Genomic DNA, 22,992 nt, shown 5'->3' on the forward strand with positions numbered 1-22,992 from the left:
GTTTTAGTTTGACGGGCAGACTTGGTTAGTAAGACAAGTCCATCCGGCAGCTGTGCCTGTGGTATTTATCTGTAAGCAGTTAAGATTTGTATTATAAACCATCATACCTTCTATAAGGTTTGCAACAGGGATATTTGCAATCTGTGATGTAGAAAGTCTATTGATTACAAAACCTTTCGTCTTTGCTTCCAGTGCAGTCCATGCCCCTTTTCTTACCATTGGCCAGTTGCCATTATCTGTGCCTGCTCTTCCGAGAGCAGAAATACCGTGTTGGGTATCAAGAGTTATTCCTGTTGTAATAGCTGGCTTGTAACATACTCCAAACGTATCTGTGTCTGTCGCTGTGTTATTCGCTGTGTTGGTATCCGTTATATTTGAAGGTGCATTTACTGTAGCTGTATTTACGAGATTACCACTGAAGGTCATCGGAATATTTACAACAATGGTATAGGTAACAGAGCCGTTAACTGGCAAACCTACAAAGTCATTGATTGCTCCTGTCTGAGTTCCCGAAACTGTAGTTGTAGAACCCGATGAAGCAATTGCAGTGTAACTTACATTTGCTGCCGGAATGCCTGCAGGAACAGGATCTGAAACAACAGCATTTAATACACCATAAGGCCCGCTATTGGTAACAGTTACAGTATATGTGGTGGTGCTACCTGGAGTGTACGTTACTGTATTGTCTGTTTTGGTTATCTGAAGATCTGCAGTAAAGGTAATAGGCATTGTAACACAATGTGCCCCATCGTTTCCGCTGCTTGGAGAAGCTCCTGAGATAAGTACTCTTTCGCCTGTTGTAAGATTGAACTGATAGAAACCTCCGTCATTTCTTACCCCAAAAACCTCGCCCGTGCTAGATGTATACATCGCTCCGAAGTTTTGACTTACTCCAGGTGCTGTCCCAATTCTTGTAACAATGCCTGTTGAACTGATTGAAACAAGTTGGCCTGTAGGTCCGTGGACACCATATAAAAGTCCTGTAGTGATACTGTATGACATATCAGGAAGGTATAGTGTAGCAACTGAATTATTTGCATATTTTAATGAGATTGCTGTAGCTACTTTTGTCGTCAGATTGATTCTGTACATGGTACTGACCCCACCTGTTAAATTAGCTATAACATAATAATTACCTGCATCGTCTATTTCACCGCCAAAGTATGTTCCTGCCGCTAAGCCGGTAACCGAGCCTAGATTGGTAGTTGAGCCGTCAGTATTGATTGACAATAAATTGGTTGTTCCAGCCTGAATAGCGTAAATTCTACCATCAAGAGGATTCAGCCCCATAGCATTGTAAGAAACTGCTTCTGTTCCCACAGTTGGATATGTAAAAGGATTGGTAGAAGTTCCTATTGTGTAAAGCGTTGTACTTCCCGGTACAGACTGAGAAAGGTACATATTGTTATTACATCCAAATGCAGCTACTACCGTAAATTTCACTTCAGCAATAGCACAACTCGTTTGCGATACAACATCAGGATCTTTGTCACAGATTTTATAGTAATATGTGTAAGTTCCTGGAGGTGTAGTTGCGGGAATGATTAAATTCCCGTTTCCGTCTACGGTAGCATTTGCAGTAGTCCACATTTCATAAAAGAAGTCTACCGAATTGGCAGGCATTGTCGAAATTATTGTTCCGCTATACGTATCATTACCAAAAATAGAAGGGAGTGTGCCTCCAACACCTGCAATAATTGGTGTAGAAGTATAATCATCATCTACTGCACAGATGGGTGCTACAATGGTCACCATCTTAGTTGAAGAATAACAGGGACCTGTTGAATTGTAGAATGCAGCGTATAATTTTGTGGTTCCCGACACTGCAGTAACAGGGGTCACTCTGTTTGCCGCAGTAGCAATTGGGTCTGTATGCCATGTAATTATACTACCTATAGGTGTATTCGATGCAGTTAATGTAGATAAATTTGCAGTCGCACTTCCGCATTGTATGGTATAAAGTCCTGTTGAATTGGAATAAGCGGTTGTATTATTAATATTAGGAACCAGAGTAGCAGATAAGCTGCTAACAGTTACTGAAACAATTGGTGACGTAGTTTTACCTTCACAGTAAGAATCGGATACGACTACATAATAATATCTTGTTCCTGCTGCTGATGTTGGCGGGTTGTAAGAAGCTGATGTTGCTCCGGCAATAAGTGTACCTCCAGTTGTGCTATTTACTGTATTGCTATACCATTGATATGTAAGTGTACCTGTTCCTGTAGCAGTTGAAACCAAAGGTTGAGCCGTTCCATTAAGACAGACACCTTGTGCAGGTGGTGTTACTGCTGAAATTTCTACTACTGGTGCACAAGATTGACAAATACCTTGAGCAATTGTACTGATATCAAGCGTAGAAATATCGAAAGTTGGACTGCCTATTATTTTTCTAGGTTTAACTCCACTACCTTGTGGATCACCTAGGTTTGCATCCAATGCTCCTGTATAAGATCCTCCTACAGATGCAATCGCTGCTGATGTTTTTAAAGCTGCTGTATAGTCTGCGGCCACAGTATTTGGAGGGGCCTGCAAAACTACGAAAGTAGCATTTTTAGATGTTTTTAAAACATTATAATTATCAAAATTACCTCCAGTGCCCTCCCAAATAGTTTTTCTTATTTGATCTGATGACAGTCCATCAGTAAATAAAAACACCACTAACTTATTTGTAGAATTCTGAGTTAACGTTTTTGTAGGACTTAATACTTTAGGGTTAATAATATTGCTCAAAATATCTTTTAAAACTCCCGCCGCCTGATGTGTATTGGTATTACCTCCCATTGGAGAAGCAGCTACCCCACCTCTTCTGATAAAATTCTTTGCTGATACTGCATCTGGAGTGAAAGCAGATTCAATATAAAGTCGTGATTCCCTTTGGTTTGGAAAGCCGTCAGCAATATGCGAATAGTGTACTACCGATACTCTATTAGCCGGATTACAGTTTAATACTTGATCGATAAGGTTTTTTGTAGAATTAGACATGTCTGTCCATTCTGTATCATCAATAGAGCTGGAGTTATCTAAGAAGAATACAGCATCTACACCCTGTGCTTTTGCAGTATTTATCCATGTTGTAAGGATCAATAAAAGTATGGGCAGTACTTTTAAAAATATAATATTTTTACGTTTCATCGTTTTCAATTTTAATGTGTTTTAGAAAATTAATTTTCTATTGTGTATTTTAATTTGCCTTATGATAAGGCTATATTGATATTAAATGAATGATGAGGGAGGAGGTCTTATTTTATGCTTTTTAGAATAATCATAATGTGTTTTTAAATGATATGCGAGTGCTAATTTGAAGTCTTTCGAAAAGTGAAAAACTTCAGAAAGTTCTAGTTTTGTTAAAGTAGCATCCTTTTTTATATGATAATTGTTTCCAGTACAAACAAAACCTTTTGAAATTTGAACATTAAAAAAAACTTCAGAGCTGCTACCTGTATAATATCTTAGTTGGCTAGCTTTAGGATGTTCTCTTTTTTTGACTGTTGTTTTCTTAGAGGATTGGTTTTTTTTTGGTTTTTTAGCAATAGCTAAAATGGTCTTGCTTTCTTTTTTGTTCCTGTTTTCAGTAATATTATAAATGTATGTTCCTGAGGTGACAGACAGGTAATCTATTCTCTTATTATGCAATTCTTCATCAATGATAACAACGCTTCCCTGTAAGCTCATCTGACCATAAATTGTATAAAAAGCTTGCAGAAAAAGCAAAACGAACAGAATCTTCACCCGACAAAAGAGTGGGGCAGTTTGAAAGATTGTTGTTACTGGAGTTTTGCTCATGTTTTTGGTTTGAATATCTACTTGAGTAGATGAAATGTGATGAAAAATAAAATTGAAATGTTTATCAGTTTAAATAATTTCTAAAAGGAAAATTTAAAAATGTGATAGGTATTGTCTCTTCGGAAATCTTTGGCAAATGAATAAATAAAAGAACTGGCAGAAAAAATAACAGACCCTACATGGATGCTACATTTGCTTAATTCGTTATTTTTCAGGTGATTATTGGTTTTCTGGCTTTGTTTGTATTACAATTTTTTGAACCAGATATATAGGTCTTCTTCTGAAGGAATATTAAACTTTTTTCGCAGCCTGCTTTTCCTTACCTGAACAGCTTTTTGGGTGACAAATGTATATTTGGCAATTTCTTTTGTTGAAAAATTGAGTTTGATGTAAGCACAAAAAATAAGCTCAGAATTTAGAATATCCGGACAAAGAGAAATAACCTTGTTGCAAAATTCTGGATAGATTTTTTTGAATTTTGCGAGAAAGAAGGGATCATTAATTTTTGCTAGCTGAAAAACTTCATCAAGATCGTCATTGATAAAATAACGGGTTTTTGGTTTTTCATTTTTTTTTTGTTGACCGTTGTCAGTGGACTTCTTTTGTTTGTTCTTTAAATAGAAGTAAAGTCCACCGAAAACAACAGCAATCTGAAGGAAATTGATGAGTACTTTTTTTTTCATTATGTATGTTTTTTAGAATCAACAGAATATGACCTTAAAGAGTCTGATATTATATTCTGAATTTTCTGCTACAAATGAATCAATAAATAAACTATATGCAAAAAAAAGTGACCCTACATAGATACTACATAGGGTTTAAGTGGTTGATTTTAAGTGCTTAAAATTTATATAAATGTTTTGGGAATTTGATTTTAATAGTAAAATAACCTGTTAAATAATAACAGAATTATATAGATTAATGGGATATGGATTTATGGTGAAGTATAGAAACAAGATCTCTTATCAATAATAATAGATATCAAAAATCTTTAATGTGTATTCAAATTACGCATCCAAACATTAAAATCTTCATCAGAAGGGATCGTATATTTTTTCCGAATTCGATATTTTCTCAACTGTACTGCCGAAACAGTAACAAAAGTAAAATCTGCAATTTCTTTTGTAGTGAAATTCAGAAAAGCCAAGCCCAAAAAGTGTAGTTCGGAATTACTTATTTTGGGATTAATGACTTTTATATTTTTTATAAAATTTGGGTAGATTTCTTCAAAAAGAATAGTGAATTCGGGACTGTTTTTTTTGGCAAGCTCAATCAGTTCTGCAAGTTTGTTTTCATTAGCTTTTTTATTCAGAAGATCCTTTTCTTTTTCCAATTCTGATTTTTCAGTAATTAAAACCTGATTTTGCTGTAAAATGTTTCTCTTTCTTCGTTTTGTTTTTTTAATTTTAAAATAAAAGTATAATGCCAATGTAACTGAAAATAACATCAGAAAAACAATCCATTTGTTTTTGGTATTTAAATTTTCATTTTTCTCTTCCTGTTCATTCAGAATATTGTCGATGGTCTGCTTCAGACCTTCGTTTTTTCTTTCCTTTAAATGGTCGTTGTATTTCTGATATTTTTCTCTAAACTCTTTTTCCTTAGCTTTATCGCCCAATATCGTATAAATATCTGCAAGTTTGGCTGTAGTATTTGTTAGGCAAAAAAAGTCATCAATTTTCATCGAATCGATTTCTGCTAAAGTCTTTTGAAAGGCAATAACGGCTTTATCATAGTCTTTTATCTTAAAATAATAATCTCCCTGAAGCTCGTATGCAGCGTACTTATAAGTAATATGTTCTTTAAGTTTGGTTTCTTCAAATGCTTTCGAGATATAAATCTGAGCAGAATCCATCTGATTGAGCCCCATACAAATAGAAGCCTTTATCATATAAGTATTTAATGTCTCATTAAGTTTCAGGGTTTTGCCGATTTGCAAAGCTTTATCAATGTAATTGTTAGCTTTTTTTAAATCATTATCCTGAAGTCTGTAAGCATAATAAAAATATCCTTTTACGAGTTCCTGCTTTGCGGAATCAGAAGGGACTTTTTTCAAAATGTTTATATATTCATCAAGCGATTTTATTGCTAGATCTTCCAGACCCAATACATTATAATTAACATATTTGATTTCTACAATTTTACTTTTAAGAATTTCATTATCAACAGATATAGTCTTCTCAAGATCAGAGATTTGGTATAAACTTTTTTTATAATCTTCAAGTATAAACAATTGATACGCAATGCTGATTTTACTTTTTGCGATAAGTTCATCATTTTTTAATTCTTTAGACATATTGTATGCTTTCTTAGCATATTCCAAAGATTTTATTCCGTTTTGGTACCTGCTCAGCTCAGAAAGTCTAAGCAAACGGTTTACGTTCTCTGAGCTTTTTTGTTGAGAATATGTACAATTGAAAACAAATGAAGCGAAAAGTATAAATAATAATCCTTTCAAAACCAATAATTTATTATTATAAATTAAATTTATAAATCTTTATTCTGAAACCACATATAAAGATCTTCATCAGAAGAAATGTCAAACTTTTTTCGGATTCTGCTTTTTCTTGTTTGCACAGCTTTTTCGGTTACGAAAGTATATGCAGCTATTTCTTTTGTGGAGAAATTAAGTTTCAAATAAGCACAAAATGTCAATTCAGAATTCAAAAGATCCGGCTGTAATGCAATGATTTTTTGACAAAATTCGGGATATACTTGTTTGAATCGTACCAAAAAATGAGGGCTGTTTCTTTTCGCCAGATGCATTATTTCTTCAAAAGCATAGTTTACTTTAAATTCAAGATTTTTATTCTCTGCTTCTTTTTTTTGAATTAGACCTTTCTGATCATTGATTAAAATTTCTTTTTCCCGTTTTTTTCTTACATAAAAAAGATATCCTGATGTGATAATAAGCACGGTTATGAAAATCACAGTTACGAGGATGTAACGATTTTTCTTCCTGAGCGTCTCTGCTTCTTTCAGCTTTTCGCTTTCCTTTTCTTTAATAAGCTTCTCAACCGATAAATCTAATGCAACATTGTTTATTATTTTTAAGCTGTCTGAAAGATCTGCCTGCATTTTCAAATACACAGCAGATTTTTGTGGATTTTGTAATTTTGAGTAAATCTTGGAAATAAATGCATAAGCCTCCACTCGTACATCTGGTCTTTTTAATTGAGCAGACATCTTTTCGGTTTCCAAATATTTTTCTAAAGATTTATTATAGTCTGCTTTCTGAAAATAGTATTCTCCGTAGACCAATAAATAAGCAAGTTTTTGAAAAGAATCGTATTCTTTTTGTTGATAATTTATTTCGGCAGCTTTAAGGTAATATTCTGCAGAATCTATGTGCTCTTTTTTATATTTTATAAAATAGTCAGCGATATTAGCTCCTGTTATAGGGTCAGGATCGAGTGCATAAGCTTTTTTGAAATAGATATATGTGGAATCATATTGTGAAATAAGTTTAGAACTTTCAGCTTTACAGGCATATGCAATTTGTAGATTTAGTATTTTAAGACGAGAATCTTTTACTTTTTTATTTTCATTAATTGCTTTATCAAAGGAATCAATTGCTCTTTGATGAAGATTCAGCATTCCGTAAATTTTGCCATATTCTGTGTAAATCTCAGATCTTGTAAGATAATCTTCAGTTTCAAGATTATTTTTTTCGGCAATTTCGAGATAAATAAGCGCTTCTTTGTATCGGTTTAAATTAACCAGAAAATTGCCAATATTTAAACTTCCTTTTGCAATTCCTTTTTTATAATTAAGTTTTTTAGACTCGTTAATCAGTTTTGTACTTTCTCTAATCCCATTAATAAAATCAAATGTGTTTATCGATTGGAAATAAATACGGGAAAGTGCAGTATCGATTTTTGGATAATTCTTTTTTTGTCCTTTGTTTAAGGGATAACTGACAATAAAGATAAGAACAAGGAAGTACTTAAAAATTTTCATAATCAGCTTTCATTCAAGTTAATAGTTTTTCAAATATACAAATATCAACCTGATCATTTTATGCTTTTAATCAATTACGAAAAATTTCGATAAAAATTTTAAATATGAGGATGCATTTTTACAAAATTTACTTCAAATTCATAGATGTTATGATTAAATTAATAAATAATTATTCATAACGAAACATTGGCAGGTAACCACAGGATAGCAGAAATTTCCGATAAGTATACTTTTATGAAATAGAAATATGAGAAATATCATGTCTTTCAGATTTAACTTTTCTTATGTTTTGATTTTAAGAGAAAGTATATATAAAGTAAATGTCAAATAATTAATAATCACCAATCAGAGAATGAAGAAATCAATAGTGACTCTGGGTATTTTGCTAAGTACCACAAGTTTTATCTTTGCACAGGAAAAACAAAACACGGGTACAGTAAAAGATACGGTACAATCTAAAAATAAAACCAAAGAGATTGAGGAAGTAGTCATTATTGCCTATGGTACTCAAAAAAAAGGTGAAGTTACTGGTTCTGTAGGTAGAGTAAGTGCGGAAAGCTTCAAAGATCGTCCTATTGCGAGAGTAGATCAAGCTTTAACGGGACAGATTGCCGGGGTTAAAACACGTTCTACAACAGGAAAACCGGGAGAACCTTTAGAAATCAGAGTTCGTGGTACTGCTTCTATTTCTGCTAGTAATTCTCCTCTTTATGTCATCGATGGAATAGTTGCCGATGACATGGCAAATATTTCTCCTGATGATGTGCAATCGATTGAAGTGCTAAAAGATGCTGCATCTACAGCGATGTATGGATCCAGAGGTTCGAACGGTATTGTGATTGTTACCACAAAAAAAGGGAATACAGGAAAACCTTCATTCACATTTTCTCAATATTATGGTGTACAAACCATTGAGAAAAAGCTGGATATTATGAGCAGCTCAGAATGGATTGATTATGCTACTGAAGCCATTAATAAAAGATGGGTGGCTTTAGCTCCCGGTAATTCTGCTTCTGATAGTTACGCAGTAAGAGCAAATTATTATAATTTACCAAATACGACCGATTATAATCTGGCAAACATCAATACGATGCTTGACCCAAGATGGGGAACCAATCAGGTAGCATACATTGATTGGCAGGACGCATTTTATCGTCCGGCTGCGATTCAAAACTACCAATTATCAGTAAGAGGAGGAAGCAGTAATGTGAAATATGCGATTTCTGCGGCATATTTTGATCAGGAAGGTATGGCATTGAATACCGGTTTTAATAGATTTAATTTAAGTGCAGTAGTTGATGTTAATATTTCCAGTAAATGGAAAGCAGGAATTGCATTAAGACCAAGTTACTCACAAAGCTACGGTGCTGCAGTTGACGGAAAAGACAATGAAGCACACAAAATGCTTTCTATGGTTCCTGTTGCAGAATTAGGAGCAGGGCTTTATACCAATTTCTGGAACAATATAAGATACAGATGGGCTGGTTCTACAGTGAGTCCGATTGGTACTTTAGAGAATACTACCAATAACACCAACGAGTTTAGAATGTTATCCAGTATGTATATGTCTTATGACATTTTACCGGATTTAAATTTTAAAATTTCGGGAGCGGCAACCAATAATTTTAACATAAATAACGGATATACGCCGACTTTCAACTTAGTTACTAATATTCCGGGGCAAGTAAGTATTGCAAGCCGAAGAACGGTAAATTACAACAGATATTTAGGAGAAGCTTTATTAAACTATAAAAAGACTTTCGGCTCTCATACTATTACTGCTCTTGCAGGATACAGTGCGGAAAATTACAGAACAACAGCGCAGTATAACCGTAACAAAGGTTTTGCGAATGATGACTTGAAAACTTTCAACTTTACGCAATCGGCTTCTGTGTTAAATTCAGAATATACCGCTTCAGAATGGATGTTGACTTCGCTATTTGGGCGTGTAAACTATGATTACCAAAAAAAATATATGGTATTTGCGAGTATTCGTAGAGACGGTTCTTCCAGATTTAGTTGGAATCATCTTTATGGAGATTTCGCCGCATTTGGTGCAGCTTGGAAAGTAGATAAAGAAAACTTCTTAAAGGATAGATCGTGGCTGAGTAATCTAAAGCTGAGATACAGCTGGGGGGAAAATGGAAATAATGCGATTGGTGAATACAGACATTTTGGAACTTTGGCAGGAGGGAACTATTCTTTCGGAGGTGCTTTATCGAATGGTTTGGTACCGAACAGTATTGAAAGTACTGAATTGACATGGGAGAAAACACAATCATCAGATTTCGGTCTTGAATTGGGATTATTCAACAGAATCGATTTCTCAGCAGATTATTATATCAAAAAAACAAACGATCTTCTTCTTCAGGAACCTATCGCTTCAGCAACGGGTTATACAACAGCATGGAGGAATGTTGGTTCTGTTGAGAATAAAGGTTTAGAATTGGAATTAAGCACAAAAAACTTAACAGGGCAATTCAAATGGAATACCTCAGCCAACATTGCATTCAATAACAATAAGGTATTGAAGTTAGGGAATAACAACAAGCCTATTTATACAGGTTTCAGCAATTTAACGAATATTATACAGGTAGGTGAGGAGCTGAACTCTTTTTATCTGTATGAAGCGATAGGTGTACTTTCAACAGCAGATATCAACAATGCAGGTGTTGCAAAAACAACAGGTGCAATTGCAGGAGACGTGAAGTATAGAGATTCTAACGGAGATGGTAAAATTGACGACAATGACCGTCATATCATCGGAAGTCCGACTCCGGATTATTATTGGGGATTCACCAACACTTTTTCATATAAAGGATTTGATCTTTCTGTGTTTTTTCAAGGTCAGAAAGGAGGTTATAGCTATGCATTGTTAGGTCGTGCAATCGATCGACCGGGAATGGGAACTACTACTAACGTAATGGGAAATTGGGCAAACCGTTGGCGTTCTGACGCAGATCCGGGAGACGGAAAAACTCCAAGATTAGATGGTACTACAGGAGGTCTTTTAGATACAAGATGGTTATATGATGCTACTTATATTCAGCTTAAAAATGTGACTTTAGGATATAATTTCCCTCAGGAATTGGTAAGCAAATTAAAAATTTCCAACCTTAGACTCTATGTGAGTTTAGAAAATGTTTGGAGAAAAGATAATTATTACGGTGGTTACAACCCTGAATCTGTACAGTCAGACGGTACCGATTACGGAGCATATCCTAATGCAAAAGTGTATATGATGGGCTTAAACTTTAATTTCTAAAATTTTTACAATGAAGACAACTATTATAAATAGAAACAGATTACAATTTAATATGAGAAATTTAGGCAAAGCATTAATTTTTGGAGCATTAACATTGGGAACAATAAGTTGTAGCCGAGAAGATTTGATGCTTGAACCTGAAAACAATATCACGCAAACTTCTTTTTATACCACAGAATTACAGATTCAGCAGGCGGTTTCGGGAGTATATTCAGCGATGATTAATGCTTCTTCAAGAGGTGGTTTTGATGTTAATTTCTATTTACTGGCATCGGAAGTTCGTTCTAATAATTATACCGCACTTTCACAAAACGGAAACAGAGATTATTACGCAATCAACCGTTTTCAGGATAATTCTTCAACTGAAGAAATGGAAATTCTTTGGGAAGATGCCTATCAAATGGTAACATATGCCAATAATATTTTATCAAGAATCGATAACGTTCCTTTTACAAGTGAATCGACTAAAGAGCAATATCGTTCTGAAACCCGTTTCTTAAGAGCTTATGCTTATTTTGAATTGATGCGTGCTTTTGGGAAAGTTCCTTTAATCGAAAAACCGGTGAGTCCTACAGAAGCTGCTGCAATACCAAGAACAGATTTAGCAACACTTTATAACTTCGTTACCTCAGAACTTGAAGCCTCTGTAGAAGGATTGAAAAATACATATGATGCAGCTAACAAAGGAAGAGTGACAAAATCTGCAGCTCATGCCATGTTAGGGAGGATTTATCTTACAGGATCAGGTTATCCTTTAAACAACAGCTCGTATGTTGCGAAAGCAAAAGATCATTTGTTTGCAGTAATTCAGGCAGAGGGTCAGTTTGTTACCTGGTCGCCGAATTATGCAGATTTGTTTAAAAGTGTCAATGATAATAAATACCACATCTTCGAAATCCAGCATATAAGCGGAGGTTTGTCACAAGGTTCTTATTTGCCGAGTTATGTTTCACCGAATTTTGGAACTGCAGATCCTTTGTATAATGCACAGGGAAGTTTGTTTACTTCAAGTGAATTGGGAGTTTCTCAATCGTTGATTGATGCTTACGAACCAGGAGATTTAAGAAAAGCTGTGACCGTTAAAACTCAATTTATTGCTCAAAACGGATTAGTAGACAATGGAAATTATTTTATCAAATTCCGTGAGCCTGGAAAAGTAATTACCAACCGTTATGATTGGCCAATTAATTTCCCGATTATCCGTTATGAAGATGTTCTTTTGATGTATGCAGAAGTTTTAAATACTCAGGGAAGTACAAGTACAGCTGTTCCTTATTTGAATAGAATTCGTCAGAGAGCAGGTCTTCCAGCGGTTTCTACATCAATTTCTGCTGCAGATTTCACAACGGCACTTCGTAAAGAAAGAAGAATCGAGTTTGCAGGAGAAGGTATTTATTGGCATGATTTAGTACGTTGGAATACAGGAGTTGCAGTTATCAATCAGGCTGCAGCGGCTTTAAATTACAACTTTACAATTACAGCCAACGATTATTTATACCAAGTTCCTTTATCTCAGATTCAGATTGCTGGTTATGACCAAAATCCTTAGAATTTAAACTTATTTTAAACTTATATTTTAAATCTCAAGAAATCTTCCCGAAACGGAAGGTTTTTTGTTTTTATGTAATCATATTCTTAAATTTTCTGTAATTAATTATTTACAGATTAAAAAAATTGTGAACTTTTATAAGTGAAACGACCTTGTGTAACTTAAAAAATTATAGTCGTTAAAAATCTTAGCGAAATTTGCGTTTAAAATTAAAACCAACAAATATCAAAAGCTTGTATTGCAGAAATTCATTATTTTTAAATAATTCAAATTACACAATATGAAAAGATTTATTTTCTTGTCTATTTTTAAAACCTGGTTGTTTTCAACTTTCACCTCTATTATATTTCTGTATTTATATATGCAGTCAGCAAAAAATCCTACTGATGAATATGGAAATTGTGATATGGGCGGTTTGGCTTACGGATTAATTATTATGTGGATCCTTTTTTTAAGCTTGATTTCGTTTTTCGCTTTGTTGAGTTTAAACAAAATTTTTCAAAATTCAATTTTAAGATTACTGTGTTGGTTTTTATTTCCTTTTCTCTTTTCCGTTACCTTTTTTCTTGCAGTTTCAGAAGAGACTTTTGATAAGGAAATTATATTGATTTCAATGATTTCTGTTGTACCTTGGTTTTCAATTTGGGGATTCTATTACTATCAATTCAATAAAAAATTATTCAGAAATGAAAACGTTTAAAATATTATTTCTCCTCACATTATTTTTTAATTTAAAAATTAATGCTCAACCATTTACCTTAAAATCTATGGGTAAAGCAAAGCCATTTAGCCTAAAAATTTATTATGGAACCAAAGGAAAAGGAGCTTTTGTACAGTATAAAAACCAGAAAGGAATTATTCCTTTAATAATAAAAAAATACCATGTCGATAAAAGTGGGAGAGAAGAGGGGCAACCAGATTTTACTTCTTATGTTTGGGATGAAATTATTGACGGAAAAATCAATGGAACGTATTATCTTACAGAAGGTCTGAGAGATTTGTTTGAGATAAAATATATTCGTAAAAAGGACAATCGCACCTTTAAATTTGAAGAAGATAGATCTGAAAAATTTGATGGAATATCTAAGTTTTTACTTCATGATGTGATGATTGATTACAACATTTTCTATGATAATCGTCTGAAATTTATTTATCCTGACAAACAAATTGCCAATGTAGAATTAGCCGATGTTGACAGCCCAGATTTCTCGAGACATGCAATTATTGATGATTATAATTTTGATGGTTTTGATGATATTTCGTTTTCAATTCCTGATGCAGGAATGGGAGTTTACAGAACGTTTACAGTTTTTCTTTTTGATCCTAAAAATAGAAAATTTAAAGAATTGAAAGAACCTGATTTCGGAAAATCAAAGTGTGAATGTTTTTGCGATTTAAAATTAGATAAAACTAAAAAAATAATTTCCAGCGAATGCAGAGGCGGAGCAAGATGGTGGAGAGATTTTTATCAATATAAAAACGGAAATCTGGTTTGGATGAGTTCCAAGCAAGTTAATGAGTAGATTTAATTTAAATTTTTAAAATAAAAGATTTTTTTGTAGATTTAATCAAGACTTGTAGAATTAATATTCCTGAATTTTTTTAATTTAGGTCTGATATTTGTAACTATATATCAAACTCAGATGAGCCATTTATTTATGAAAAACCGAACTTTGAAAAAATCAATTCTTTACACTTTATTTTTCGCTTTAATTCTGACTTCATGTAAAAAAGATGAGGTCACACAAAACGAGCAACCTCAACAAAGTCAAACAGCCGGTGAAATTGCAAAAAATGCTGCAGATCCGGATTCTATAAAAGTTAAACCAGTGGAAGAATCTGCACCTCCAATGATGCAGGAAAATGGTTTCTACAATGCTTTTGCAATTCCGAAAGATAAAAAAATGAGAGATTCGCTGTATGCGATTTTCAGTAAAAAATACAACGAGAGAGAACGTTATGCGATTTTAGCATTAAACCGGTTAGATTCCAAAAGCAAATGGAATTCTGACACATTGGTTGTTCCCGCAAAAATTGACACAACTTTGATGTCTTATTCGCCTTTTCCTTTACAGCTTGATGTGTTGAGCGATGTGAAAAAATTTGTGGTATTTTCATACCCAATTCAGGCTTATGGAGTGTATTCAAACGGAGCTTTGGTAAAATGGGGACCTACAAGTATGGGTAAAAAAGCAGCTCAGACAGACCGAGGTTTAATGTTTGCCAACTGGAAAAAGAAATTAGCAATTTCAACCGTAAAAAGTGAATGGAAGCTTCCTTATAACTTCAATATTCACAATACACACGGAATTGGATGGCATCAGTATGATCTTCCCGGTTATCCTGCATCGCATTCTTGTTTAAGATTATTGATGAAAGATGCAATCTGGTTATATAATTATGCCGATACTTGGGTTTTAAATCCAGGTGGAGCAACAACCAAAGCAAAAGGAACACCGGTAATGGTTTTCGGAGATTATGGTTGGGGGAAAAGAAAGCCTTGGAGAAATCTTCTGAACGATCCCAATGCAAACAATATTTCGGTAGAAGAAATGACGAAACTAATTCAACCAAACGTTGAGAAAATGATTTTCGAACAAACCAATCGTGAAAAAGTTGCCGATTCTATTAAATCAGCAAAAGCTTCGCATGCCGCTCTTCAGGAAACTGAAGTTTCAGATAATTAAAGAGTTTTTTCAAATTTTAAAGTAGATTCCTCCGCAAATTTGCGGAGTTTTTGCATTTCATCCTTTGCTTTACTTTGCCCGAATCTTGCTGCTGCATACGTTGCTGCAATAAAAATTAACATTAGAAAAGAAGCATTCAAAGCCCAAGGAAATTCATGACTGTTGATTTGATTTTCAACATAATACATCGTGAAAAAAGTCATCCAACAAATTGAGAAAAGGAAATAGAGAAACATGAAAAACGTCCAAACTGCTGAACTCGGACCGAAAACTCCTCTTACAACCGTAATTTCTTCATCAAGCTCAGTTCGTAAAGCTAAACATGGTTTCCAGTAATTATCATCTGAAGTTTTTACCGAAATTGTTGCGACTTCAGTGTTTACATTTCCGTTGAACTCGTCTTTATGTTCGATTAAATATTTTTTTAAATTTTCAGCATAAGATTCTTTCGTGAGATGGGTGTACATTTTAAATCTCGGGCGGTTTCTTATCTTATCTAAAGTTGTTTCTTTGGTTTCCATATTATTCTTGATAAGGGATTGGATCTTCTAAGATAAAGGAAAATTTCAATTCTACACCTTTTCTTTTTACTGTCATGTTAATTGTTTTACCTTCATCAGATTTCATCATTTCCATGATTTGGTTTAAAGTCATATCAAAAGTTTTTTTTCCGTTGATAATGATTAAATCATCATTTTTTTTCAAACCGGCTTTATCAGCAGGAGAATCTTTTCTTACTCCGGCAATCGAAAACAAAGGTTTTAAAACAAATTTGTATTGAAGATTACTGTTGTAAGTCTCGTTGTTTCCTGAAGCTGATTTTTCGTTTAAAGTTCTGAAAGTCAGATAATCTTTTTCCCATTGCAATCCATCTTGTTTAAAATCAAGTCCGCTCATGTTAAAATGAAAAGGGTCTTCGTAATATTTGTTTTTTTTCAGATATAATTTTTCATTAGGATAATCAAAAGCAACGGTAAACCTCCTCATAATTTCAGAACCAAGCGAACCTTTCCTGTCTTTTACCAAGCTTAAATGCTGAATAGAATATTCATCCGGCATTGCAGTTAGAGGTTTATTAAATTTAAATTTTCCAAAATAAAAATTGTGAATACGACTGCGTTTTCCGAAAATATCTCCATTAAAACCCCTTCCTAAAAAATCTTCAATATTCGGTCGGTTGTAAACAAAGTCTTTAATTAAAACCGGGAAAAGCCAGATTGCATCACTGTTTCCGAGGTCAATCAAAAGTTTTGAATCTTTCTTTATATTCGTCATTTCAACATCAGTATTGATGTAAGGTTTATTTTTCTCGACAGAAATAGGAAGCTGATCAAATTTTTTAATCTTTTTTCTGAATAATTCTAAATCTTTAAAAACAGTAATATTCTTTAAGTTATAGTCAATAATAATCGGATGATCTTTAAAAAAATGATAGCCGATAATACCGTTAACAGGAATTCCTACGTGTGACGAAATATTGAAGCTTTCATCAAGAATAATATAAAGTGATAAGGAATTATTCACAAAATGATTGCCAATTTTTCCAATATTTTTATCAGATTTAAAACCCTCGATACTTGCATTGCCTCCCAATCCTGAAAATTTCATTTTTTCCATTGAATTAATAGCCATTTCTTTGTTTTCAAGACTGAAAATTGTGTTTTCTGCAACTCCAGTGTCGAGAAGAAATGTAAGTTCAACACCATTTACATTCAACGGAATGAAAATCAGATTATTGATAAACTTAAATGGGATAACGACTTTTTTGGCATCTTTAATTTCAAAATTATCCTGCGCATTCATTAAAATGCTAAAAAATAAAATCGATATAAAAATCCAAATTTTCATAAACTGAAATTAGTGAATTATATCATACATAACAAAAAAAACATTCTTACTGAAGAATGTTAGTATTTTGAGAATTGAAAAGAGTAAGATTTCTTATTTAGAAAAGAATTCCATCAAATCAATATAATTTTTTTGGTTAACGCCATGACCGCTCATATATTCTCTGAAAGTAAAATAACAGCTCAGATCATAAAGTAAATCGGCTGCTTTTTTTCCCCATTCAAAAGGAATAATAGCATCATCTGTTCCGTGAGAAACAAAAAATCTGAGATTTTCTAATTTCTTTTTTTCTTTTACGATATCGGTCAATAATTTTTCTTCAGGATAACAGCTCAAACAAGCAACCAGATTGAATAATTGCGGATATTTTAAAGCCAAAGCATAACACAAAATTCCTCCCTGACTGAAACCGCACAAATGTGTTTTTCCGTTAGTAAGTCCATATTTGTTTACAATTGCCATAATATTTTCTGTAACTGCAGTTAGCGATTCTTTGGCTTGGTCAATATCAATAAATTGTTCAGGATTATTAAAATCGATATCGTACCAAGAATATCCTTCAAACTGAGTGTCTTTTGGTGCTCTGAAACTTACAATAATCCAATCCGCTGGAAGGCTTTCTCTGAAGCTGAAAAGATCCTGCTCATTGCTGCCATAACCATGAAGCATAAAAAGGATGGAGGTGTCGGGTGTAATATTTTCGGGTTCCCTTACGATGTAATCTAAATTCATAAAGCAAATATAATTAATAATGAGCGATTTTAAATTGATAATTTTCAACTGAAATGATTTAAAATTCAGAAGAATAATTTGTTGAATAATAATGCAGATAAGTATTGTGACTGTTTTATTGATTTGATATTATTTAGAAATCTTTGTTGGAAAATTTTCATAAAAGTTATTTTTATATTGATAAAAAACCTATATTTGAAACATTAAAAATCTATTTGGAGAAATGAAGCAATTTTACAAATCAAAAAATTTACTTAGACTTTCGTTTTTAGCAGTGATATTATTTTCAGTAGCTTCTGTTTTTAATTCTTGTAAAGACGATGATGATGAAGAACAGTTTCAAGATCATTTGGTGAAATTTGAAGCAAAAATAATTCCTGGAACACCTGCTCCAACACCACCGATTCATATTTTTAAAACTATCGTGACTCAGGTTGGGACTGTACAAAATACAATTTTTGATCATGTAGGTTTAGTTTGGTCAAGCGACGAATTTTTTGTGAATTCTAGCCAATCTCAGCTGAATCTTGATGCAAATGCAGAGCTTCCAAATGCAAATTCTCAATTGGAATTAACGTTATATATTGACGGAGAAGTTGCCAAAACTGTTAAAACAACTCCAGGAGCGGGAACTAAAAGCGCTTCAATTGATTACAGTTTCCTTGAATTATAATCGAATATTAAAATTCTACATATAAACCTCTGAAATTCTCAGAGGTTTTTTTGTTCCCAAATCTTTACGTAATAAAATTCAAGCTCATCGGAATGGAAATATTTACAATAAATATTATTTATTCCATTTTTGAATCTACTTCATTATTATACTTTTTCATAGTTTTTAGCCAAATCACAATAATGATTTTACTTTATTTAAAAGAATATCCGAAAACACCTAAAATTCAGTAGAATATTTTTCTTATTTTTGAGAATTAACTGTTGTTTTGAGCTGTTAATATTTTAACAAAAGAAATTATGAAAAGAATGAAATTGAAAAACATATTAAAAGGGTCGTTTTTAATGCTAATAACAGCATTTATTTTTGGTTTTGTAATATCTTGTAAGAATGATGATGATGTTTCTGAAACCGAAAATACTCATAAAGTAATTTTCAAAGCTGAAGCCTCATCCGGAAGTACTATTAATACAGCCGTTTATGGAATTGATGGAAATCCTATCACCGAAAATGGTTTAAGCGGAACAACTTGGACGAGCCCTGAAATAACAACTGAAACACAAGTTTATAATTCTAATGTCGTTGTAAATGCAACCGGAGCAAATAGTTCTTCTACTTTAAAAGTTCAAATTTGGGTTGATGGTGAACTTAAAAAAGAAAGTACTGTAACCGGTCAGGCTTTATCAGCCTCTACAAGCTACTCTTTTTAAAAATAATCATATTGAAAAAATCCGGCTCATGTTTTTGAGCCGGATTCTTTATGTTTAAATTACTTTTACTATAAAGTAACTTTTCTTTCCTTTTTGAAGTAATAAAAATTTACCGTCAATTAAATCGCTTTCATTGGCTGTATAAAATTCATTTGCTTTTTCTTTATTGACAGAAATTGAATTTCCTTTCAATTCTCTTGTAGCCTCACTTTTGGATTTTAAAAAGCCTGATTTTTCAGAAAGTAAATCAACGATATTAATTCCTAAAACATCATCTTTAGCCACTTCTTTTTGCGGAACTCCATCAAAAATTTCTAGGAAAATTTCTTCATCAAGACTTACTAAATCTTCTGCAGTCGACTTTCCGAATAGGATTTCTGAAGCTTTTAAAGCTCTTTCATATTCTTCTCTTCCGTGAACCCAAACGGTGACTTCTTCAGCCAGTTTCTTCTGTAATTTTCTTTCGTGCGGAGCGGTTTTATGCTCTTCAATTAAGGCTTCGATTTCTTCTTTTGCTAAGAAAGTATAGAATTTAATAAATCTTTCAGCATCAGAATCAGTTGCATTTAGCCAGAATTGGTAAAATTTGTAAGGTGAAGTTTTCTTTTTGTCTAACCAATAGTTTTCTCCGCTTTCAGACTTTCCGAATTTTGAACCGTCTGCTTTTGTAATCAAAGGAACTGTTAAAGCAAATGCTTCTCCTTGCGCTTTTCTACGGATTAATTCTGTTCCTGTAGTAATATTTCCCCATTGATCCGAACCTCCCATCTGAAGTTTGACCCCATTATTTTGGTATAGATGAAGGAAATCATATCCCTGAATTAATTGGTACGTAAATTCTGTAAAACTCATTCCGTCAACACCAGCTTCTCCGGAAAGTCTTTTCTTTACAGAATCTTTCGCCATCATATAGTTAACCGTGATGTTTTTACCAACATTTTTAGCAAAATCAAGGAATGAAATTTTCTTCATCCAATCATAATTGTTCACCAGTTCTGCATTGTTGGTTTCATTTCCTTCAAAATTTAAAAATCTTGAAAGTTGATTTTTTAGGCATTCTACATAATGAAGAAGCGTTTCTTCATCCAAAAGATTTCTCTCTGCAGACTTTCCTGAAGGATCGCCAATCATTCCGGTTGCACCACCCACCAAAGCAATTGGTTTGTGACCGTGGTGCTGAAAGTGAGCCAAAATTTTAATCTGAATAAGACTTCCGATATGCAAAGAATCTGCGGTAGGATCAAAACCAATATAAGCAGTTGTCATTTCCTTATTCAGTTGTTCGTCTGTTCCGGGCATCATGTCAGAAAAAAGACCACGCCATTTTAATTCTTCTATAAAGGAATTCATTATTTTTTCAGTTTAAAATTTAAGCTGCAAAGATAAGTAAATATAGAATGCGAAAAAATGTCCTTCTTTTACGCAGAAATCTCCCAACCTCTAAATTTTTAAATGTTTTAATTCTATATCTTTTAATTTTAATAAATTTGTTAATAATGAAAGACGAGCAATTATTTCCTCTCATCCAGAAGGCAAAGGAAAAAGACCAGAAAGCACAAACCAAACTCATCAATATTTTTTGGGTTGATGTTTTTTCTTTTGTGATGAAAAAGGTTCATGATGAAAATGATGCAGATGAAATTACCGTCAATGTCTTTTCGAAAGTGTTATCCAAATTGGAAATGTATGATCCGCATTTTCAGTTTAAAACCTGGATTCTGACGATTGCTCAAAATACGATTATTGATTTTTGGCGTAGAAAAAGCCGGGAAAATCAAGATCCTACGGAGAATTTAGATGAAGTAAAAAATCATTATGCAAAATCACCTGAAGAATTGATGATTTCGGATGAAGAACAAAAGAAAATCATTAAAACCATTGAATCTTTAGATGCCAATTATCAGGATATTATTAAATTAAGATTTTTTGAAGAAAAAAGTATTAAAGAAATTGCTGAAGAATTGGGCATTTCCGTCGCCAACACAAAAGTTCGGGTGATGCGCGCCAAAAAAGTTTTAGCGGAATTGTTGAAAAATAATGAGTTTGGAGAGGATTGATTATAAATACACCTCTTCTTTGGTTTGTGGAAGAATAATTTTTCTCTGTTTTTCCTGATTTCTATTTTGAAGATTAATTTTTACTCCTTTTTTAATAAAAGTTTCCTTTTTAGATTTTCCATATTCCTTAGTATTTACAACTTCTTTGTCGAAAACCAGTTTTCCTGTTGAAAGATTGAAATCTACGGTTGTCCAATATTCCTCAGGTTTTCCGCTTTCAGAAGAATATCCGATTAATTCAAAATGCCCGTTCTGAAATCTGTATTTATCTGTACCGCCCCATTTCCAGCTGCTTCCTCCATAATGACTGATGTTTAAAATACCTTTCTCAATGGTGGTACTCATGTAAGGATCACCCATCATTCCGCCATCTTTACTTCCCAAAATTGCCTTTCTGGATTTTTCTAAAACCGTCCACTTATTATTAACTTTCTTTAAAATCTGAATTTCACGAATATCTCCCAATTCCGATCCGGAAGGAATATTATAAACAATTACCTTTTCAGGGATTTTATCGCCATCTAAATCTCCATCAACGGTTTCATTAATTGTAGAACCTTTCGGCTGAAATTCTTTTTGAGCAAAACAAAATGTGCTTAAAATAAGAGTGAGAAAGCAAAATGTCGTCTTCATAAAAATATTTTGGTTTTTAAAATTACGAAATTATATGTTTCATCAATGTCTGTCTTTGATTGTTTCGATAAAAAAATCACTAACTTTGAACCTCAATTTGAGAAATAAATGGAGAATTTAGTTCAAGATACTACCGTTCAAAAGCCAAAATGGATTCGTGTAAAACTTCCTACCGGAAAGAATTACAGAGAATTAAGAACTTTGGTAGATAAATATAAATTAAATACAATTTGCCAAAGCGGAAGCTGCCCAAACATGGGAGAATGTTGGGGTGAAGGAACGGCAACTTTCATGATTTTAGGAAATATCTGTACCAGAAGCTGCGGATTTTGCGGTGTAAAAACCGGAAAACCAATGGATGTAAACTGGGACGAACCTGAAAAAGTAGCGCGTTCTATCAAATTAATGAAGATTAAACACGCCGTTTTAACTTCAGTTGACCGTGATGATTTGAAAGATATGGGATCGATTCTTTGGGGGGAAACTGTAAATGCTGTAAGAAGAATTTCTCCGGGAACAACGATGGAAACTTTAATTCCCGACTTTCAAGGTTTAACAAAACATTTGGACAGAATGGTGGATGTAGCTCCTGAAGTGATTTCTCACAATATGGAAACCGTGAAACGTTTGACGAGAGAAGTGAGAATTCAGGCGAAGTATGAAAGAAGTCTTGAAGTTTTAAGATATTTAAAAGAGGCAGGACAAAATAGAACGAAAACTGGATTAATGCTTGGTTTGGGTGAAGAAAAGCATGAAGTTTTCCAAACGATTGAAGACATTAGAAATGCCAATGTCGATGTTATTACGATGGGACAATATCTTCAGCCAACGAAAAAACATCTTCCCGTAAAGAAATTTATCACTCCGGAAGAATTTGATGAATTTGGGGATTTTGCGAGAAGCTTAGGTTTCAGACATGTAGAAAGTTCGCCTTTGGTAAGAAGTTCTTATCACGCCGAAAAACATATTCATTAAAAATAAAAATCGCTTCAAATTTGGAGCGATTTTTTATTGTAGTTGTGGTGAATTGGAGTTACAAAACTCTCGCAGATTTTACAAATAACGCAGATACTTGCGCTATATTTTTAAAAT

19 protein-coding genes are annotated in these 22,992 nt (G+C 33.3%); 9 read left to right on the forward strand and 10 right to left on the reverse strand.

Annotated elements, in window-relative coordinates:
- Positions 1-3: 3 nt before the first annotated feature.
- The 5 genes from OEA66_RS11465 to OEA66_RS11485 all read right to left on the reverse strand — a co-directional run bounded on the left by OEA66_RS11465 (position 4) and on the right by OEA66_RS11485 (position 7,746).
- A complete protein-coding gene (locus OEA66_RS11465) occupies positions 4-3,135 on the reverse strand; it encodes a DUF6923 family protein (protein ID WP_267281493.1) in 3,132 nt (1,043 codons plus the stop codon).
- Between the two features lie 81 nt (positions 3,136-3,216).
- Entirely contained in the window at positions 3,217-3,786 is a 570-nt protein-coding gene (locus tag OEA66_RS11470) for a hypothetical protein (protein ID WP_267281494.1), read from the reverse strand.
- A 245-nt stretch (positions 3,787-4,031) separates the two neighbouring features.
- Positions 4,032-4,469 carry a LuxR C-terminal-related transcriptional regulator gene (locus OEA66_RS11475; RefSeq protein WP_267281495.1) on the reverse strand — a complete coding sequence of 146 codons (438 nt, stop codon included), beginning with the start codon at positions 4,467-4,469 and terminating at the stop codon, positions 4,032-4,034.
- 308 nt (positions 4,470-4,777) lie between these two features.
- A complete protein-coding gene (locus OEA66_RS11480; protein WP_267281496.1) occupies positions 4,778-6,244 on the reverse strand; it encodes a tetratricopeptide repeat protein in 1,467 nt (488 codons plus the stop codon).
- A gap of 29 nt (positions 6,245-6,273) precedes the next feature.
- Positions 6,274-7,746, reverse strand: coding sequence for a tetratricopeptide repeat protein (locus OEA66_RS11485; RefSeq protein WP_267281497.1), 1,473 nt, complete (start codon positions 7,744-7,746; stop codon positions 6,274-6,276).
- A 352-nt stretch (positions 7,747-8,098) separates the two neighbouring features.
- Here OEA66_RS11485 and OEA66_RS11490 point away from each other — a divergent pair, with 352 nt between their 5' ends.
- From OEA66_RS11490 to OEA66_RS11510, 5 genes are all read left to right on the forward strand, one after another.
- Entirely contained in the window at positions 8,099-11,011 is a 2,913-nt protein-coding gene (locus OEA66_RS11490) for a SusC/RagA family TonB-linked outer membrane protein (RefSeq protein WP_267281498.1), read from the forward strand.
- A gap of 10 nt (positions 11,012-11,021) precedes the next feature.
- On the forward strand, positions 11,022-12,560 hold the full coding sequence (locus OEA66_RS11495; RefSeq protein ID WP_267281499.1) for a RagB/SusD family nutrient uptake outer membrane protein: 1,539 nt from the start codon (positions 11,022-11,024) through the stop codon (positions 12,558-12,560).
- A 280-nt stretch (positions 12,561-12,840) separates the two neighbouring features.
- The gene (locus tag OEA66_RS11500; RefSeq protein ID WP_267281500.1) at positions 12,841-13,260 is read left to right on the forward strand and encodes a hypothetical protein; all 420 of its coding nucleotides are present in this window, start codon (positions 12,841-12,843) and stop codon (positions 13,258-13,260) included.
- Entirely contained in the window at positions 13,247-14,083 is an 837-nt protein-coding gene (locus OEA66_RS11505; protein WP_267281501.1) for an XAC2610-related protein, read from the forward strand. The genes OEA66_RS11500 and OEA66_RS11505 overlap by 14 nt, the downstream gene beginning before the upstream one ends.
- A gap of 120 nt (positions 14,084-14,203) precedes the next feature.
- Positions 14,204-15,247, forward strand: a complete 1,044-nt coding sequence (locus OEA66_RS11510; protein ID WP_267281502.1) for a L,D-transpeptidase — start codon at positions 14,204-14,206, stop codon at positions 15,245-15,247.
- On the opposite strand, the gene OEA66_RS11515 is transcribed toward OEA66_RS11510, so the two are convergent.
- From OEA66_RS11515 to OEA66_RS11525, 3 genes are all read right to left on the reverse strand, one after another.
- Positions 15,244-15,768, reverse strand: a complete 525-nt coding sequence (locus OEA66_RS11515) for a hypothetical protein (RefSeq protein WP_267266620.1) — start codon at positions 15,766-15,768, stop codon at positions 15,244-15,246. The two genes, OEA66_RS11510 and OEA66_RS11515, sit on opposite strands and share 4 nt — an antisense overlap.
- 1 nt (position 15,769) lies before the next feature.
- Positions 15,770-17,095: a PDZ domain-containing protein gene (locus tag OEA66_RS11520; RefSeq protein WP_267281503.1), complete on the reverse strand. Its 1,326-nt coding sequence runs from the start codon at positions 17,093-17,095 to the stop codon at positions 15,770-15,772.
- A gap of 93 nt (positions 17,096-17,188) precedes the next feature.
- Positions 17,189-17,827 carry an alpha/beta hydrolase gene (locus OEA66_RS11525; protein ID WP_267281504.1) on the reverse strand — a complete coding sequence of 213 codons (639 nt, stop codon included), beginning with the start codon at positions 17,825-17,827 and terminating at the stop codon, positions 17,189-17,191.
- 223 nt (positions 17,828-18,050) lie between these two features.
- On the opposite strand from OEA66_RS11525, the gene OEA66_RS11530 reads away from it, so the two are divergent.
- Positions 18,051-18,500: a hypothetical protein gene (locus tag OEA66_RS11530; RefSeq protein WP_267266617.1), complete on the forward strand. Its 450-nt coding sequence runs from the start codon at positions 18,051-18,053 to the stop codon at positions 18,498-18,500.
- Between the two features lie 308 nt (positions 18,501-18,808).
- The gene (locus OEA66_RS11535) at positions 18,809-19,210 is read left to right on the forward strand and encodes a hypothetical protein (protein WP_267281552.1); all 402 of its coding nucleotides are present in this window, start codon (positions 18,809-18,811) and stop codon (positions 19,208-19,210) included.
- 54 nt (positions 19,211-19,264) lie between these two features.
- On the opposite strand, the gene tyrS is transcribed toward OEA66_RS11535, so the two are convergent.
- The gene (tyrS, locus tag OEA66_RS11540; protein WP_267281505.1) at positions 19,265-20,560 is read right to left on the reverse strand and encodes a tyrosine--tRNA ligase; all 1,296 of its coding nucleotides are present in this window, start codon (positions 20,558-20,560) and stop codon (positions 19,265-19,267) included.
- A gap of 146 nt (positions 20,561-20,706) precedes the next feature.
- Here tyrS and OEA66_RS11545 point away from each other — a divergent pair, with 146 nt between their 5' ends.
- Positions 20,707-21,267 (forward strand): RNA polymerase sigma factor, encoded by a 561-nt coding sequence (locus tag OEA66_RS11545; RefSeq protein ID WP_267281506.1) that lies wholly within the window; start codon positions 20,707-20,709, stop codon positions 21,265-21,267.
- Here OEA66_RS11545 and OEA66_RS11550 read toward each other — a convergent pair whose 3' ends face one another.
- Positions 21,268-21,900: a hypothetical protein gene (locus OEA66_RS11550; protein WP_267281507.1), complete on the reverse strand. Its 633-nt coding sequence runs from the start codon at positions 21,898-21,900 to the stop codon at positions 21,268-21,270.
- 108 nt (positions 21,901-22,008) lie between these two features.
- On the opposite strand from OEA66_RS11550, the gene lipA reads away from it, so the two are divergent.
- Complete coding sequence (lipA, locus tag OEA66_RS11555) at positions 22,009-22,875, forward strand: lipoyl synthase (protein WP_055983032.1); 867 nt, start codon at positions 22,009-22,011, stop codon at positions 22,873-22,875.
- Positions 22,876-22,992 lie beyond the last annotated feature (117 nt).

The organism is Chryseobacterium luquanense (assembly GCF_026460945.1).
Lineage (GTDB): Bacteria > Bacteroidota > Bacteroidia > Flavobacteriales > Weeksellaceae > Chryseobacterium > Chryseobacterium luquanense.